The 16,416-nt window shown below is 46.9% G+C and carries 14 protein-coding genes; 11 read left to right on the plus strand and 3 right to left on the minus strand.

Annotated features, from left to right (window positions below; genetic code table 11):
- Nucleotides 1-218 precede the first annotated feature (218 nt).
- Complete coding sequence (locus VCHENC03_RS09010; RefSeq protein ID WP_009706743.1) at nucleotides 219-809, plus strand: TetR/AcrR family transcriptional regulator; 591 nt, start codon at nucleotides 219-221, stop codon at nucleotides 807-809.
- Between the two features lie 122 nt (nucleotides 810-931).
- Nucleotides 932-1,786 (plus strand): alpha/beta fold hydrolase, encoded by an 855-nt coding sequence (locus VCHENC03_RS09005; protein ID WP_009706744.1) that lies wholly within the window; start codon nucleotides 932-934, stop codon nucleotides 1,784-1,786.
- Between the two features lie 117 nt (nucleotides 1,787-1,903).
- On the opposite strand, the gene VCHENC03_RS09000 is transcribed toward VCHENC03_RS09005, so the two are convergent.
- Both VCHENC03_RS09000 and VCHENC03_RS08995 read right to left on the minus strand, forming a co-directional pair.
- Nucleotides 1,904-4,444 carry a glycosyl hydrolase family 18 protein gene (locus tag VCHENC03_RS09000; protein WP_009706745.1) on the minus strand — a complete coding sequence of 847 codons (2,541 nt, stop codon included), beginning with the start codon at nucleotides 4,442-4,444 and terminating at the stop codon, nucleotides 1,904-1,906.
- A 405-nt stretch (nucleotides 4,445-4,849) separates the two neighbouring features.
- Nucleotides 4,850-5,353 carry a DUF2850 domain-containing protein gene (locus VCHENC03_RS08995; RefSeq protein ID WP_009706746.1) on the minus strand — a complete coding sequence of 168 codons (504 nt, stop codon included), beginning with the start codon at nucleotides 5,351-5,353 and terminating at the stop codon, nucleotides 4,850-4,852.
- 220 nt (nucleotides 5,354-5,573) lie between these two features.
- On the opposite strand from VCHENC03_RS08995, the gene ppnP reads away from it, so the two are divergent.
- Nucleotides 5,574-5,858, plus strand: coding sequence for a pyrimidine/purine nucleoside phosphorylase (ppnP, locus tag VCHENC03_RS08990; protein ID WP_005434752.1), 285 nt, complete (start codon nucleotides 5,574-5,576; stop codon nucleotides 5,856-5,858).
- A gap of 140 nt (nucleotides 5,859-5,998) precedes the next feature.
- Entirely contained in the window at nucleotides 5,999-6,280 is a 282-nt protein-coding gene (locus VCHENC03_RS08985; protein WP_009706747.1) for a hypothetical protein, read from the plus strand.
- Nucleotides 6,281-6,352: 72 nt separating this feature from the next.
- Here the strand turns inward: VCHENC03_RS08985 and VCHENC03_RS0126050 are convergent, their stop codons facing one another.
- Complete coding sequence (locus VCHENC03_RS0126050; protein ID WP_032802833.1) at nucleotides 6,353-7,543, minus strand: GGDEF domain-containing protein; 1,191 nt, start codon at nucleotides 7,541-7,543, stop codon at nucleotides 6,353-6,355.
- Between the two features lie 445 nt (nucleotides 7,544-7,988).
- On the opposite strand from VCHENC03_RS0126050, the gene VCHENC03_RS08980 reads away from it, so the two are divergent.
- From VCHENC03_RS08980 to VCHENC03_RS08950, 7 genes are all read left to right on the plus strand, one after another.
- Nucleotides 7,989-9,287, plus strand: coding sequence for a carbohydrate porin (locus VCHENC03_RS08980; RefSeq protein WP_009706750.1), 1,299 nt, complete (start codon nucleotides 7,989-7,991; stop codon nucleotides 9,285-9,287).
- A gap of 342 nt (nucleotides 9,288-9,629) precedes the next feature.
- Nucleotides 9,630-10,634 (plus strand): LacI family DNA-binding transcriptional regulator, encoded by a 1,005-nt coding sequence (locus tag VCHENC03_RS08975; RefSeq protein ID WP_009706751.1) that lies wholly within the window; start codon nucleotides 9,630-9,632, stop codon nucleotides 10,632-10,634.
- Nucleotides 10,635-10,656: 22 nt separating this feature from the next.
- Nucleotides 10,657-11,904 carry an ABC transporter substrate-binding protein gene (locus VCHENC03_RS08970; protein ID WP_009706752.1) on the plus strand — a complete coding sequence of 416 codons (1,248 nt, stop codon included), beginning with the start codon at nucleotides 10,657-10,659 and terminating at the stop codon, nucleotides 11,902-11,904.
- A gap of 62 nt (nucleotides 11,905-11,966) precedes the next feature.
- Complete coding sequence (locus VCHENC03_RS08965; RefSeq protein WP_009706753.1) at nucleotides 11,967-12,956, plus strand: carbohydrate ABC transporter permease; 990 nt, start codon at nucleotides 11,967-11,969, stop codon at nucleotides 12,954-12,956.
- A 1-nt stretch (nucleotide 12,957) separates the two neighbouring features.
- The gene (locus tag VCHENC03_RS08960) at nucleotides 12,958-13,842 is read left to right on the plus strand and encodes a carbohydrate ABC transporter permease (RefSeq protein ID WP_009706754.1); all 885 of its coding nucleotides are present in this window, start codon (nucleotides 12,958-12,960) and stop codon (nucleotides 13,840-13,842) included.
- Nucleotides 13,843-13,867: 25 nt separating this feature from the next.
- A complete protein-coding gene (locus tag VCHENC03_RS08955) occupies nucleotides 13,868-15,217 on the plus strand; it encodes a GH1 family beta-glucosidase (protein ID WP_009706755.1) in 1,350 nt (449 codons plus the stop codon).
- Nucleotides 15,217-16,311 carry an ABC transporter ATP-binding protein gene (locus VCHENC03_RS08950; protein WP_009706756.1) on the plus strand — a complete coding sequence of 365 codons (1,095 nt, stop codon included), beginning with the start codon at nucleotides 15,217-15,219 and terminating at the stop codon, nucleotides 16,309-16,311. Before VCHENC03_RS08955 ends, VCHENC03_RS08950 begins: the two co-directional genes overlap by 1 nt.
- Nucleotides 16,312-16,416 lie beyond the last annotated feature (105 nt).

Genomic DNA, 16,416 nt, shown 5'->3' on the forward strand with positions numbered 1-16,416 from the left:
ATTAGCAGGTAACAGCTCAGTTCTCGCGGTAAAAAATCAACTCATGTGCAATTGAAGGTAACCAGTTTTCGAAATTAAGACCCATCTCAAATTTCGAAAATTCATATTCATAAGATTACTCAATGTATTGCGATCGAGAGTGTGCAGATGGCTATAGGATGGTTAGACCAGTAAATTGGTGATTTGCAAAAAAGTACGACCGTGCTAAAACTGTATTTATGAAAAAAGGAAAAGTAACCAAAGAGCTGATACTGCAGCGTGCATTCCAACTAGCAAGTGAAAACGGGTTGGAGAGCCTCACTATTGGTGAGCTTGCAAAGCAGTGTGGTATGTCGAAAAGCGGCCTATTTGCTCACTTCAATTCCAAGCTGAACTTACAGCTGTCGGTATTGGAGTTTGCCAACCAAGTGTTTGCTGAGCGCGTAATTGCGCCCGCGCGTGAGTTGGGTGATAGCAACATTGAGCGTAAAGTTCGTGGGTTGTTGGATGCTTGGATGACGTGGAACCACTCCTTTCAAGGCAGTTGCATGTTCCTCGATGCTTGGAACGACACCGCAGAAGAAGGTTGTGCGTTGCAAGCAGCATTGCGCAAATCGATTGATACTTGGTTGAATTACCTAGAAATTCAAATCAAGAAAGGCAAAGAAAACCAAGAGTTTGTGGCGGACTTAGATACGCGACAAGCGACCTTTGATCTATACGGGCAGTACTTAAGTGCACACGTATTTTACTCGATCAAAGGGGAAGAAGAGAGCCAGAGACTGTTCTGGCAAGGCATCGATAACTTGTTTATTCGATGGAAGCGCTAGCCCCGCGGTAACGGGCATAGTAAGAGATTCATAACAAAGGGCGACGGAGAGCGCTCTTTCTTATCAGCTTAAAAAGCACGACCGTTCTATTTTGTGCAAAGCTGATAGCTAAGGAAACGATCATGAGTGAGAAAATTTACTTTAATACTTCGCAGAAATTCAGTGTAAAGCGCAGTTTAATCAACATCAGCACGCGTTTGCACCACACGCTAGCACCGTCACACGCAAAAAAGACTGCGCGTAAATTGCTGCTTACCCCTGCGCGTACGCAGCCAAAAAATGCCGAACCACAAGGGCTTATCAAAAGTGAAATCCAAGGTCATGCGGGGGCAATTAAAACCTATCAGCTTGGTAGCGGCCCAGTATGGGTGTTGACTCACGGTTGGTCGGGGACAGCAAGCCAGTTCTACCCGTTGATGGAACACATTGCCGCATCGGGTTACACCGCACTAGCATATGATCATCCTGCGCATGGTGAGAGTGATGGTCAGTACGGACACATCCCTGCGTTTGTTCGTGGCCTAGAGGATGTATTGGATTCGGTGGAAGACGTGGCCGGTTTGGTTGGACACAGTATGGGAACGGCGTCGGCGTTAGAGTGTCGCCACAGCAAATTAGAAAACAAGCCTTTGTTATTGATTGCGCCAGTATTGAATTACGTTGAAAACCTGTTTGGCAGCATTGCACGTTCGGGTTACTCAATGAAGCTATTCAAAGCGGTGGTTTCGGAAGTGGAAGATCAGTTTAACTACCCATTGCAGTCGATTGACCCAGAGAGACGCTTAGCGGAACGTGAAGCGAAAACCATCATTGTTCACGATGAGCAAGACAAGTTTACTAAGCACAGCGTATCCGCGCAGGCGGCAAGTGAGATTGAGCGAGTGGAGTTGGTGACGACCCAAGGGCAAGGCCATGGACGCGTGATGAAGTGTGATGAAGTATTCGAGAGCTTCGATCGTTTAATTGAAGCAAGCTGATTATTAAAAAGCATTCTCTAGATTCTGATGAAACAACAAAGGACAGCCGAAGCTGTCCTTTTCTTTTCTACTATATTGAAAGCGAGTGATGTTAAATCACGACGCTTTTAGCAGCGCTTAGTTACAGTTAGCTGGACCAACTTCTTTCCAAACACCCCATTCGCCAGATTGGCTAGGATCTTGGCCTTGAGTCCACCATTTCGCTTCCCAAGTCTTACCAGCGTGTGTCACTTGGTCACCGCCAGTGTAAACCGCTGCTGCATCCCAAGCGTTAGTACATGTACCGCCGCCAGTAGTGTGCTTCGCAACAACAACGGTTGCTGTCGCTGTAGATGCTGCTTGACCGTCGCTTACGCTTACAGTGAAGCTTAGGCTAGTGTCTTGTGGGTACTCTGCTGCTGTGAACGTGACTTTTGCACCGTTAACCGTTGCGTTTAGACCTTGAGGTAGCGTCCAATCGAACGTTAGCGTGTCGTTGTCAGCATCGCTAGAAGCTGAAGCGTCAATCACAACTACGTCACCTGCGTTTGCTGTTGCTGGTGCAGAAACCTGTGCAACTGGCGCAGTGTTTGGTGGATCAATCACGCCTGCTGGCTTAACCGTTACTACAACAAGATCAGAAGCGGTTGCACCTTCGTTATCAGTGACAGTTAGCTTAAACGTTAGCTGCTCTTCAACGGTCACTTCTGCTACATCGAAGCTTGCTGTCGCTGCGTTCGCGCCAGATAGAGCCACTGCAGTACCTGATACTTGTTCCCAAGCGTAGCTTGCGATTGTGCCATCAGAGTCTGCTGAGTTGCTGCCATCAAGTACAACACTTGCAGGACCTGTTACTGCTTGGTCCGCACCTGCTGCTGCCGTTGGTTTACGATTTGGTTGAGGAACGACGCTGCCTGCCATACCTTCGTGCATTGCATTCAGGATGTCACCGTTATCTGCGTCAATTTCCCAAGAGAATAGACCAGCTAGACCTAGAGACTTCGCGTAGCTACCTTTTGCCAATACAGAGCGGTGGTCATCAAATGTGATCAGCTCACCAGTCGAACGGTTCCACACCCAAGGTGCTTCTGCTTGAGCATCGTAGCCATATTCAAAGCCGTTGATACCCGTATTGTTCGCACCTAGCATGAATGACTTAATGCCTTTGTAGTCAATGACGCCATCTTCCCAAACACCTTGAGCTGTGCTGCCTTTCAGTTTACCTGTTGCAGTACCTGTCATTGGGTCATTTGGATCGGTTAGCGTATCCGGTGTTACGCCTTCCCAACCACGGCCGTACATTGCTGTACCTAGAACCAGTTTGTTCGCAGGAACGCCTTGCGCTAGTAGTAGTTGGATGCCGTTGTCAGCGGTGTAAGCTGGGCCTTTGTACGGTTCGCCGTTTTCATCAACGCCGCTGCCGTCACACTGACCAGGACGCATAAATGAGCCACAGTAAAGTGCTGTTTGGTGACCAGGAACGTTGTTCCAACCGCCGTAGAAGTCGTAAGTCATCGCGAAGATGTAGTCCATGTACTGAACTGCGTCTGCGTAATCAACGTCTTCAATTTTGTCGTAACCTACACCGATTGCTGAAGTTAGCTCGTAAGTACGGCCAGTTTCTGCTTCTAGCTCATCAAGCATTGCACGCAGTTCACGCATCAATGCGATGTATGCTGGGCCATCGTTTACTGGGTCGCCCTTGTCAGCTGCAGCGCCGCCACCACCTGGGAATTCCCAGTCGATGTCCACACCATCGTAGAACTTCCACGTTTTCAGGAATTTCTTAACTGACGCGACAAACGTGTCACGGTTAGCTTTGTCAACGAAATCGAAGAATGGGTCAGACAGTGTCCAACCACCGATAGATGGGATGATTTTTAGATCAGGGTTACGTTGTTTCAACGCCATTAGCATTGCGTAGTTACCCTTGATCGGCGTGCTGTACTCATGGCCTGCTTGCGCGAAGCTCTTTTGGTACGCTGCCCATGGGTCATGGATAACCACTTCGTAGTCGTTCACGCCGCGACACGCTGTTTGCAGTGCGTTGAAGCTGTTACCGCCAACCGATTTCACCGATTCGTTTGGACCACAAATTGGAATGAAGCCGTAAAGGATGTGCGTTAGGTTATCGACTGGCATGTTGTCGACAGTGTAATCACGGCCGTAGATGCCCCATTCAACAAAGTACGTACCCATCACGACACTTGGGTCTGTGTTGTAGGTTTTGTTGTTCGGGTCAACATTCATGGTTAGAGGTGGTAAGTGAGAACCATCGGTATCTGCGATAGTAATCTCTACAGGAGCGCTCTTAGTACAGCCTGTTGCATCACACGCTTCGATTTCCATTTGGTACAAACCACCTTGGCCGTACTCAAACGACGCTGTGGTTTGGCTACCAGTGATAGGGCCAGTTGCAACCTGAACACCATCAAAATAGATGTTGTAAGTGTCGCCAGATGTGCCGCTCCACTGGTTGAATTTCACGTTGATCTTGGCTAGTTCATGGTACTTAACCATGTCGTTGTAGCCAGATGTGGTTTCCATTGCCAACTCAATTTTAGAAAATTGCAGGTTGTTGGAACCGTACATATCGATACTTGGTGCGGTAGGAGCCGCGTTTGCGGCGCCAGATAATGCTAGGGCAACCCCAGCTGCACATAGGTTAAATCGAATCATAACTTCTCTCTCAATCCTTGAATTCATGTTCATTGACGAACATAAGCTGCTCCTGCGACAGAAAAGACAACCAATTCACACACTGTGCAAAAGCATCCCTTTGAGCATTTCAGAGGCTTATTTTTTTTCAAAAAAAAATAAATCAAGTTTCGACCGTGTTACCTAAATCTCACTACAAGAAACATACTTTTGCAGTGAAAATTCAATATCGAGCCAAGATTTTATAAATATTTTGCATGTGTTTAATTAATCGCTTACTCAGTTCGTATACGTTATTTTGCGAGTGAAATTAAATTTTTATTATGCAATAGAGCAGGTTACGAGAAAAAGTGCTTGTTTCGTATACAGAAGATGTTTTGTTGGGAAAAGGGATTTGTAGATGAGAGCTAATTGATAGACCAAAAGCTATTTGCGGCTGAAATGTTCACTCAGAGCGGCGCGGCGTTTCGATGCCGCTCCTGTTTCTGAACCCTGAACAGTGTGTTCATAGCCTTTGAGAATAAAACGTTGATCGGGCAAGCGTGGTTCGATGCGGCGAATTTGTGGAGAGAGGTGGGAGCCGGACAGCTGGTACTCTGTCATTCCCAATCCTGTGTTGAGGGTGACCACTTTGCCGTCAAACTCGAATTGCGTTGCGATGAGGCGATGGTTACGAAAAACTCCGTCGGGTGTAAAAGAAAGCTGCTCGGTTTGATATGGTGGCGCACCAATCTCAATCCATTCCCCATAGACTTTATCCGGATCAATGTAATCCAAATAAGAAGCATAAAGCTGATAGCTAATCACACCAACCAATGCGCAGCCGAACAGAGCAAAGCCCCCTTTGATGATTTTGAACTGATGACGAGCCCAAAATGAGGGTTGCGGTTCTGGCTTCTGATTGCGTTTACGGCGCGGTTTGGTGGTCATGATCCCTGCTTACTTTCCTTTTTTATTATGGTGAGAAGCTTGAGCCGCAAAAACAAACAATCTTGCCTTTGAAACGGTGAAATTATGATCTAATGTCCACTTTTACATTCCGAAACACAGTTATTGAGAATTTAGCCTTTGACGAAAGGTCAATGTAGAGACTTGAGTCGTAAACCGAAACAGGGTAAAAAAGAGCTGATTTTTGATAAGGAAACCAATAATGAGTATTAAGGAAAACAGTTATTTTGCTGGTGGCGTAAAGTCACTGGGTTTTAACCAACAAGGACAGGACGTAAGTGTTGGTGTGATGTTGCCAGGTGAGTATACGTTTGGCACTCAAGCGCCAGAGCGCATGAGCGTTGTCAAAGGTGCATTGATTGTAAAGAAAGCTGGCGACGTTGATTGGGTCACATACAACAGCGGTGAGTTCTTTGAGGTAGAAGGCAACTCATCATTTGAGCTGCAAGTAAAAGACGCAACGGCGTACTTGTGTGAGTACCTATAAGCGACAAACAGAATTGAAATGAAAGCCACCTTCGGGTGGCTTTTTTCATGCATCTTGTTCAGATGAAAAGGTTTTTTGGCAACAAACTGATAACTTTGTATATACTTAAGATAGGTGCACCTATCAACAAGGAGGAAGTGATGGCAGTACAACCTAAACATTCTGATCTCCCTCCTCGCTATGAGGCGACAGAATTTACAACAGAACAGAGACACCGCTTTACGAGAGTGGCCAATGCGGCGCAAAAGCGCCGTGCTTTCTATAAACGTGCGATCGAAAACAGCTTGGTCGGTAAAATAAAAGAGCGAGCGCTCAAGCCTGTTATTCCACCAAAAGAAGACAAACCGAGTAAAACGCGCCAAGTGATATGGCTGCTGACCTTTCTACTTGGCGGTTTGTGGGCGATGTATATGTTCGCTTAATGTATGTGGTCGTTGCCTTTCCTCTATTCGCAAGTACAAGCCAGTTCGCCAATACACGCCAATCGACATTTCTTACAAGCTTGCGTCACGTTGAAGGGAAGTGACGTTTTCACTGCCCATTGCTCCAACCAACGAATGCCTTTGATGGCGTAACTCTTCTGCGTGTGAGCAGTGCTCATAATACGCGTACTGGTTTTTGCCTGTGTGCTTTGCTGCGTACATGGCTTTATCGGCGCAGCGTGTTAGTTCAGATAGGTCATTGGCATCTTGATGGTAAATCGCGACCCCAATACTCATGGTCAGCTCGTTGATGTTGTCTTCCGAGTGGTAGCCTTTTTGGAACAAGTTGACGATGCGATCCATGATTCGGTCTAAATCTTTCTTGCAGCGCACATCGTAAAGCATCAACACAAACTCATCCCCAGCAAATCGCGCAATAGAGTAGTCGTGCTTATCCGTCTTTCTGTCTTTATTACGAATGTTGTTTTTCAGGCGTGTCGCAAAGTGCTTTAACACTCGGTCGCCGACATCGTGTCCGTAGTTGTCGTTAATGTGCTTGAAGTTATCTATATCGAGGAAAACCAAAGCAGTGACGGTATTGCTTTGAGTTTGATCTAATTCTTCCAGTTTCGCGCGCGCCCAGGTTTCAAAGCTCCAACGGTTGGCAAGGCCCGTTAATTGGTCGAGATAGGCGAGTTCTTCAATCCCTTCGCGATAAAGGGTCTGAATGTAGTTCACTACTTTTGAGTAGTAATAAGAGAAGGTATGACAAACAAAGCAAATCGCCACAAGGGTGAACATAAAGCGGCGTTCGGTCATTTCGCTGGCGGTTGGCACACTCTCTAAAAAGGTTAAACCGAAAAAGATGATGAGAGTGTAGGTGACACTGAACAGCAAACCGACTTTGAATTCGTTAATCAAAATGATGGCAGCGATGATTGGGTAGAGCCACAACAAACGACCCGATGGCGCGTCGTTATAAAGCAGCAACAGAAGACCATCGAACATCAACACGCCGGTGAGCAACAAGTCGGCGTATTGGTGATGACCTCGAATTTTGATCAGATAACTGATGGTGAGACACGCAATAGAGCACAGCCCGATTAACAAGCTGAGTCCCCAATTCCCTTGCAGATAATGCAGGATGGACCCGTACGCTAAGAAGGCGGTGGCAATGCTAGAACAGAGAAATACGATCTTCTTTTTTCTTGTCGATCGGATATCCGCCATTTCCTCTAGGCGTGCTCCGGCCAATTTCGACATTATGCTTCCCTACTTAAGAATTACTTAGTGCCTATTCTAGGTGGTAATTTAGTGCTACATGGAATAGCAAAGCCTGTATTTGTGATATGAAGCATGTTTGTTATGTGTGTGAGTTATTGAATTCGTAAGAAATTTACGGATTGTGAAATCTTTCATAACTCTGAAATCTTTCATGGTGTCATTCAGAAATATGGGCTTTTCAACCTTAGTGAACGTGATAGCACTTAAACATTTTGGTGAAATGAAAGCGATTTCAAATCATGATTCAAAAATTAAAACTTACTATCTTATTGTTTTTAAATTTAAAAATGATGGTTAAGTTTCATGCGTTGTTTCATGTCACTTTCTAGGCCATCGTCGTGTGAAGCCATAGCGGCTTTTCAACGCTTTCATTCCTTAATATTCCTATCGAGATAACAACACATACAAATTTTAGGGATATCACATGAAAAGCTTTAAAGTTTTACCTCTCTCTCTTGCGGTGGCCGCTTCGCTTGCTTCTTTACCTTCTTTTGCTGCTGATGCCGATGTTGAGGCATTAGAAAAACGTCTCCAAGAACTGGAAACGAAACTGGAAACTGGCTACGTATACGACCAGCAACCAGCGGTGTTATCTGCAGAAACGGAAGTGCCATTAGGCATCGTATTCTCTGGTTACGCTCGTTATGGTGCGGGTTACCAGGGTAGCGATGCATTGACTGTTGGTACTGCCGGAGCACTAAACTCGAACGCAACAGGTCGTTTAGGTAACGAACAGAACGGCGGTGAATTCCAATTAGCGAAGGCATTCAAGAGCGACGGTGGTGCGATTTGGGATTTGGTGTTCATGTTAGATCATTGGGCTGACGCTTCATGGGCTGACGATGGCGGCGTAAACGTGAAGAAGATGTACGCCGGTGCAGCGAACTTGTTTGAATCTCAACCTGATTTGTATGTGTGGGCGGGTCGTGACTTCCACCAACGTCCTCAAACGGACCTAAACGACTACTTCTGGATGATGCACGATGGTCAAGGTGGCGGTTTCTACAACCTAGATCTAGGTGGCGTGAAGTTTGACTTTAGTGCGGTAGGCCAAGTGGAAGGCGATATGGTTGGCGATAACGGTCGCTACGCACTAACCAGTAAACTACATGGCATCAAGCTTGGTGAGTCTGCAGACTTAAGCCTTTACGCCAACTACGGTTTTGCGTCTGACAAGCTGAAAGACGAAGATGTCGGTGATGTTACCGCTTACCAAGTGGCTGGTGAACTATCTGCAGCGGGTCAACGTTTGATTGTTCGTTACTCAGACAATGCAAAAGACAGCGTGTTTGACTTAGCAGAAGACCAAACCGCGCTATTAGTGAGCTTTGATGGCAGCACGTCAATCACGGACAAAGCAGGCGTTCAATATTTAGCGGCGTACCAATCTTTAGAAGTGGAAGGCGATGAAAGCCGCGTTAACTACAACGCGATTGTGCGTCCAACTTATCAATGGAACGACATCCACTCAACGTGGCTAGAAGCAGGCTACAGTGTGGTGGATTATGATGACATCGACGCAACCAACAGCTCTTGGAAAATGACGTTATCGCAAAACATGGCGATCGGTCCTGAAACTTGGTCTCGCCCAATGCTGCGTTTCTACGCAACAGTGGGTAATGCAGACAACGAATACACAGGTTTTGACTCTGTGACTGGTGAGAAGATTTCATCAGACGTCGACACCTTAACCGTTGGTGCGATGTTTGAAGCGTGGTGGTAAGCCACACCTAGTTAATTACTGTCCGTGTAAAGATGGTAAACACTTAAGGCAGAAGTATCAGGTGTTTACCATCCATTCATCTCTTTGCCCTATATTTTTTGCCTCCCTCGTGGAGGCTTTTTTTGGTTAAAAGACGGCGATCTTTGTTGTCTCATGAAACAGTTTCATGGATGAAATAAAAACTGCAAGTAGCCTCATTCTTTACCAAATTACTCAATTTAGCCCCAAACTTGTTGTGAACTCTCTCACGCTAACCTCTAAGTGGATATTGAATAATGAGTTCATGAAAGCGGTTTCGAGAGGGATTGAAACCGGAGAGGTGCAGTCAGTAAAGAGGTTTCTGTGGCGACGATTAAAGATGTGTCTGAATACGCTGGCGTTTCTCAAGCGACCGTTTCTAGAGTCATTAACGGTACTTGCCGCGTTAGCCACGACAAAAAGCTTAAAGTCGAAAAAGCAATCAAAGAGCTCGGGTATCGCCCAAACTCTATTGCGCAGGCATTAGCCTCAAGTCGTACGGGCAGTATTGGCATTATCGTTCCTGAATTAGGCGGTCCATTTTATTCTGGCATTTTGCACAGTATTGAAGAGCGCTTACGTCGCATGGGCTATCACGTGATAGTGACGGCGGGTTCGAATACAGAACAGAGTCAACGCGAGTCGGTTGAGTTTCTACTTGGTCGCCGTGTTGATGCGATGATTCTGCACACACAAAGTCTTTCTGATGATTATCTGATCGACCTCGATAATAAAGGGATACCGGTAGTGTTGGTTAACCGATACATCCCTGAAATGGCTCATAGCTGTATCGAGATCGATAACGAATTTGGTGGCCGAATGGCAACCGAATACTTGTTGCGAATGGGGCATCGCAACATTGCATGTATTACCGGACCTCTGGACAGATCTGACGCACGGGGGCGTCTACAAGGTTACCGCAAGGCTCTTGAAGAAGCGGAAATCGTGTATGACGAAGCGTTGGTGTCCGAGGCCGGTTTTACAGAAGAATCTGGCATCAGTGCAATGAGAAAATTGCTTAAACGTGAAAGCGGTTTCACCGCAGTGTTTGCTTGTAATGATCACATGGCGTTTGGTGCTTATGAAGTCTTGAAGGCAGAGGGCATGCAAGTGCCAGAGCAAATCTCGCTTGTCGGGTTTGATGACATCTTGTTTGCTCGCTATCTCACGCCAGCCCTTACCACGGTTAACTTCCCTATAGAACAGATGAGCGCAGAGGCGGTACAACTTGTCATCCAAGCGCTGAACAAGAACAAACGTGATGTGAACTTCAAACTCACTCCTACCCTGGTGCCAAGAAGTTCGGTCAAGGAACTCAATTCTCTCTAGAACAATAATTAAGGACAACAACATGAAACTCAAAACTTTGACGCTTGCCATGACGGCTGCACTCGGTGTTGCTGCAACGGTAAACGCTGCCGATGAAACTAAAATCCGCTTCGATGGTTTTCCTGACTTCGATAGCAGCTTGAAAGTGCTGTTGCCAGATTTCGAGAAAGAGACAGGCATTAAGGTTGATTACCTAATGAACAACCACGGTGACCACCATACGAAGCTGACAACCAACTTGGCGACGGGCTCTGGTGCAGGTGATGTGATTGTTGTTGATGTAGAAAAGATTGGTCCATTTGTGGCCTCAGGTGGCTTAGTTAACCTATCTGAAAAATACGGTGCAGATAAATACGCGGAGAGCTTTGCACCATACGCTTGGGCACAAGGTAAAGGCGCAGACGGTGATGTGTACGGTATGCCTGTCGATCTTGGCCCTGGCGTTATGTACTACCGCACAGACATTTTCGAAAAAGCGGGCATTGATATTAACGAAGCGATCAAAGATTGGGATTCTTACATTGCGGCAGGTGAAAAACTTAAGCAGCAAAATGTTCAACTAATCGCTTCAGCTGCGGATGTGGCACAAGCGATCATCTTCACTACAGTTCCTGAAGGTGAAGGTCTGTACTTCGACAAGGATGGCAACCCAGTTGTGACTTCTGAGCGCTTTGTGCACGCGTTCGAAGTGGCAAAAGAGATCCGTGACAAAGGCTTGGATGGTCGTATTTTGGCATGGTCAAACGAATGGTACGAAGGCTTCCGTAACGGCACATTCGCGACTCAGCTTTCTGGTGCTTGGCTACTTGGCCACCTAAACAACTGGATTGCGCCAGAAACAGCAGGCAGCTGGGGCGTGTCTAACCTTCCTGATGGTATCTACGGAAGCTGGGGTGGCTCATTCCTATCGATTCCAACCCAATCTAAACACCAAGATGAAGCGTGGAAGCTGATCGAATACATGACAACTAAGCGTGATATTCAGCTTAAACACTTCGAAACCATTGCAGCATTCCCTGCTAACACCACGACTTACGACGACCCAATGTTCGAAGAGAAAATCGAATTCCTAGGTGGTCAGCAAGCACGCCTATTGTTTGCTGAAGTGGCGCAGAACATCAAACCAGTGGCACCAGCGAAAGGCGATCACGTTGCTCGTTCTATCATCCTAGAGAATGCACTGATGGAAGTGCTGGATGAAGGTAAAGACATTAAGACTGCGCTTAAAGAAGCAGAGCGCATGATCAAGCGTCGTACGCGTAATCTGTAATTTTTGCCAATACTTAAGGCAGGAAGGGGGCATGTCCCCCTTCTGGGTAAGAGGTCGTTACTATGAATCATGCAGCGAGCAAGGTTATGGAAACTCCAGAAAGTAAGAGCATTTTTTCTCGTCTGAATTTGAAAGCGCTTACACCGTATGGATTCCTGTTGCCGTTTTTGATCATCTTTTCAGTGTTCGGAATTTTTCCGTTACTGTTTTCTATTTTTCTTTCTTTTCATGAGTGGAACCCCGTCGAGGGTTTGGGCGCTATGGACTATGTGGGGTTCGAAAACTACCACATTGCACTGACAGACCCGTGGTTGTGGCGCTCACTGAAAAACACGCTTTGGCTAGCGATCACATCAGGTGTGGCTCAGCACTTAGTTGCTTTACCTGTGGCGTACATCTTGGTGTCACTGGGTGACCGTTTCCGTCATTGGCTGACATCGGCTTACTTCCTACCGTTCATCACATCTACGGTGGCAGCATCGCTTATCTTCTTCAATATGTACTCGCCAAACTCGGGCATCATCAACCAAAGCTTAATGGCATTGGCAGACAGCACCTTGTTTGGTTGGGCATTCTCTTGGGTGAACGACTTCCAGCCAATCCGCTGGTTAGATGACGCGACCATGGTTAAGCCTTCCATCGCCATCATGGTGTTCTGGAAGTACACCGGTTTCAACATCGTGCTTTACACCACTGGCTTGATGACGATTCCGAAAGACATCCTAGAAGCGGCTCGTATGGACGGCGCAAACGCATGGCGTCGATTCTGGAGCATTTCACTACCAATGATTCGTCCATTCATCTTCTTTGCGGTCACCATGACCATCATCGGTAACTTGCAGTTGTTCGAAGAACCATTTGTTCTGACGCGCGGTACTGGTGGTACGGGTCAGTCTGGTTTAACCATCTCTATGTACCTCTACAAAGTGGGTTGGGAATGGTTAGAGATGGGCACAGCGTCAGCGATTTCATGGCTGCTGTTTACCTTGATTGCAGGCTGTACAGCAATTCAATTCTTCTTCTTCGGTAAGAAAGGTCTAGGGGAGCAATAAGATGAGTACTAACACTTTACCTGCGGCGCAGCGTTGGCGTCCTAGCGATCGCAGCATCGAGATCTTCACCAAAGTATTGATGGTGATGCTCGGCTCCGTACTGATTGTTTCTGCCATCATGACGGTATTCCCTTTCATTTGGTCGGCGTTACTTTCAACCCGTGACCGTACCGAAATTTTTGGCACAGGCATCAGCTTTGCCATTGGTGATAGCTTAGCGGTCAACTACGCCAAGCTACTGGAAATAATGCCGTTCTGGCAGGCGATGTTTAACTCCATCTACATCGCGTTCCTAGGCACCACGATTTCATTACTGTTTTGCAGCATGGGTGGTTACGCGTTTGCGGTGTACAAGTTCAAAGGCAAAAACGTGCTGTTTGGTATGTTGGTTGGCTCGATGATGATTCCGCCAGTATTGAGCTTGATCCCTTACTTTATGATCGTGAAGTTCCTTGGTTTGCTCGATAACCACTTAGCGGTTTGGCTACCATTCACCACCACGCCATTTGGTATTTTCTTGATGCGTCAGCACGTGGTGGCGTCGATTCCTAAAGAGTTGTTAGAAGCAGCGAAGCTAGATGGCGCAGGTGAATTCCGTACTTACTGGAGCGTGGTGTTGCCACTGATGAAACCAGCGCTCGCGACGCTTGCTATCGTGCAGTTCGTCTTCTTCTGGAACATGTTCATGCAACCATTAGTGGTACTGACGACGCCAGAGAACTACGTGATTACTCAGGCACTACGAAGCGTGCAGGGCATTCCAAATACGCCATGGGGCGCGGTGATGCTAGGTACTACTATCTCTATTCTCCCGTTAGTAATTACTTACTTATTTGCTTCGAAACAGATGATTAGCGGTCTGACATCAGGCGCTGTTAAAGGTTAAGAGAAATTTAAGGCATAAAAATATAATGAATAAATTCCAATTACCCCAAGATTCTAAAATGCGCCGCCCAGAGTTTCTATTTGGTGTCGCGACGTCTTCTTACCAAATTGAAGGAGGTGCACAACTTGGCGGACGCACACCATCGATTTGGGATACGTTCTGCAACAAACCTGGCGCCGTCGATAATGCTGATAACGGTGATGTGGCGTGTGATCACTTTCATTTATGGAAACAAGACATTGAGATGATTCAAGGTCTTGGCGTGGATGCCTACCGTCTGTCGATGGCATGGCCTCGCATCCTGCCAGAAGATGGCAAGGTGAATGAAGAAGGGCTGAAGTTCTACGAGCAAATCATCGATGAATGTCATGCTCGCGGTTTGAAAGTGTTTGTCACCCTTTACCACTGGGACTTGCCTCAATACCTTGAAGATAAAGGTGGCTGGCTGAACCGTGAAACGGCTTACAAGTTTGCAGAGTATGCGGATGTAGTTAGTGCTTACTTCGGTGACAAGATTGATTCTTACGCAACTCTGAACGAACCTTTCTGTTCTGCTTACCTAGGTTACCGTTGGGGTGAGCATGCGCCAGGTATTAAAGGTGAGCGAGAAGGCTTCGTGTCAGCACACCATCTGATGTTAGGCCATGGCTTGGCGATTCCACACATGCGTAAGAACGCACCAAATGCAATGCATGGCTGTGTGTTCAATGCGACGCCAGCATACCCATACACAGAGACTGATGCAGAAGCGGCAGAGTACAGCGATGCAGAAGGTTACCATTGGTTTATGGACCCAGTGTTGAAAGGGACATACCCAGAAACTGTACTTAAGCGTCAAGCGCACAACATGCCGATGATTCTAGAGGGTGACCTCGATATCATCCGTACTGACCTAGACTTCATTGGCATCAACTTCTACACCCGCTGCGTGGTGCGATTTGATGCAAACGGCATGCTAGAGAGCATTCCTCAACCAGAAGCAGAGCATACGTTTATTGGTTGGGAAATCTACCCACAAGCGCTAACTGATCTATTGCTGCGTCTAAAAGTGCGTTACTCAAATCTACCGCCACTGTACATCACTGAAAACGGCGCGGCGGGTGATGATCACCATGTTGCTGGTCAAGTGAATGATGAACAACGCGTGCGCTACTTCCAATCGCATTTAGAAGCGCTGGATGAAGCGATCAAAGCAGGCGTAAGTGTGAATGGTTACTTCGCTTGGAGCCTAATGGATAACTTCGAGTGGGCGTATGGCTACAAACAACGTTTTGGCATCGTACACGTTGACTACCAAACTCAAGAGCGCACCTTAAAGCAGAGTGCGATTGCGTACCGAAACATGCTGCTAGAGCGAGCTGAGGAGAACAAATAATGGCTAAAGTAGAATTCAAAAACATCCAAAAATCTTACGATGATGTGGAAGTCGTCAAGCACTTCGACTTTACCGTGCAAGATGGCGAATTCGTGGTTTTCCTTGGTCCATCGGGTTGTGGTAAATCGACCACACTGCGTATGTTGGCAGGTTTAGAGAGCATCACAGCCGGTGAGATTTACGTTGGTGATAAGCTGATGAATAAAATCGACGCCAAAGACCGTGACCTTGCGATGGTGTTCCAAAGCTACGCGCTTTACCCACACATGACGGTTTACGAGAACATCGCCTTTGCGCTCAAGCTAAAGGGCATGCCGAAAGATCAAATCGACGTTGAAGTGCGCAAAGCGGCGAAAATGCTGGAGCTGGATGCGCTGTTGGATCGTAAGCCGAAAGAGCTGTCTGGTGGCCAGCGTCAACGTGTGGCGATGGGACGTGCGATGGTGCGTACGCCAAAAGTATTCTTGTTTGATGAACCATTGTCTAACCTTGATGCCAAGCTGCGTGGTGTGATGCGTGAAGAGATCAAACACCTTCACCGCGAACTGAAAACGACGACGATTTACGTAACCCACGACCAGATTGAAGCGATGACATTGGCGGATCGTATCGTGATTCTGAAAGACGGTTATGTGGCTCAGGTTGGCACGCCGACAGAAGTGTTCCAACGCCCTGCAAACAAGTTTGTGGCACAGTTCATTGGTAACCCATCAATGAACATGCTGGATGCGAAGCTAGTGGGTGAAGAAGGCAACTGGGAAGTCGAACTGGGTGATGTTCGTATTCCTCTGCCAGAGCGTTTTAAAGCCCATGCATCTAAGAACTTAGCGCTGCACTTTGGTGTTCGTCCTACGGACATTCATTTGCGTTCAGAGCAAGTGGATCACGACCGCGTACTGCCGTTCCCGGTGAAAATCAAAGACAAAGAGCTATTGGGTGCGAGTATTCTGTTGAAGACGGAAATCGCTGGTCAGCCTCTAATGGTGGAAACGCAAGCGGCTGAAGTGGATGTGGATACGCTGACTCTATACTTGGATTTGGATGCAATTCACCTATTTGATGCGTTGAGTGAAAACTCTCTAGCAACATTCTAATCTGACATATGAAAGCCAGTGCGCTTAAGGCGTGCTGGCTAATTACCAAGCTCTCATTTCTTATCGTTAAGCGTTGCCGTACTCCTTTCGGTTAAATATATTTCT

This window comes from Vibrio sp. HENC-03, from assembly GCF_000305755.2.
GTDB classification, from domain to species: Bacteria; Pseudomonadota; Gammaproteobacteria; order Enterobacterales; family Vibrionaceae; genus Vibrio; species Vibrio owensii.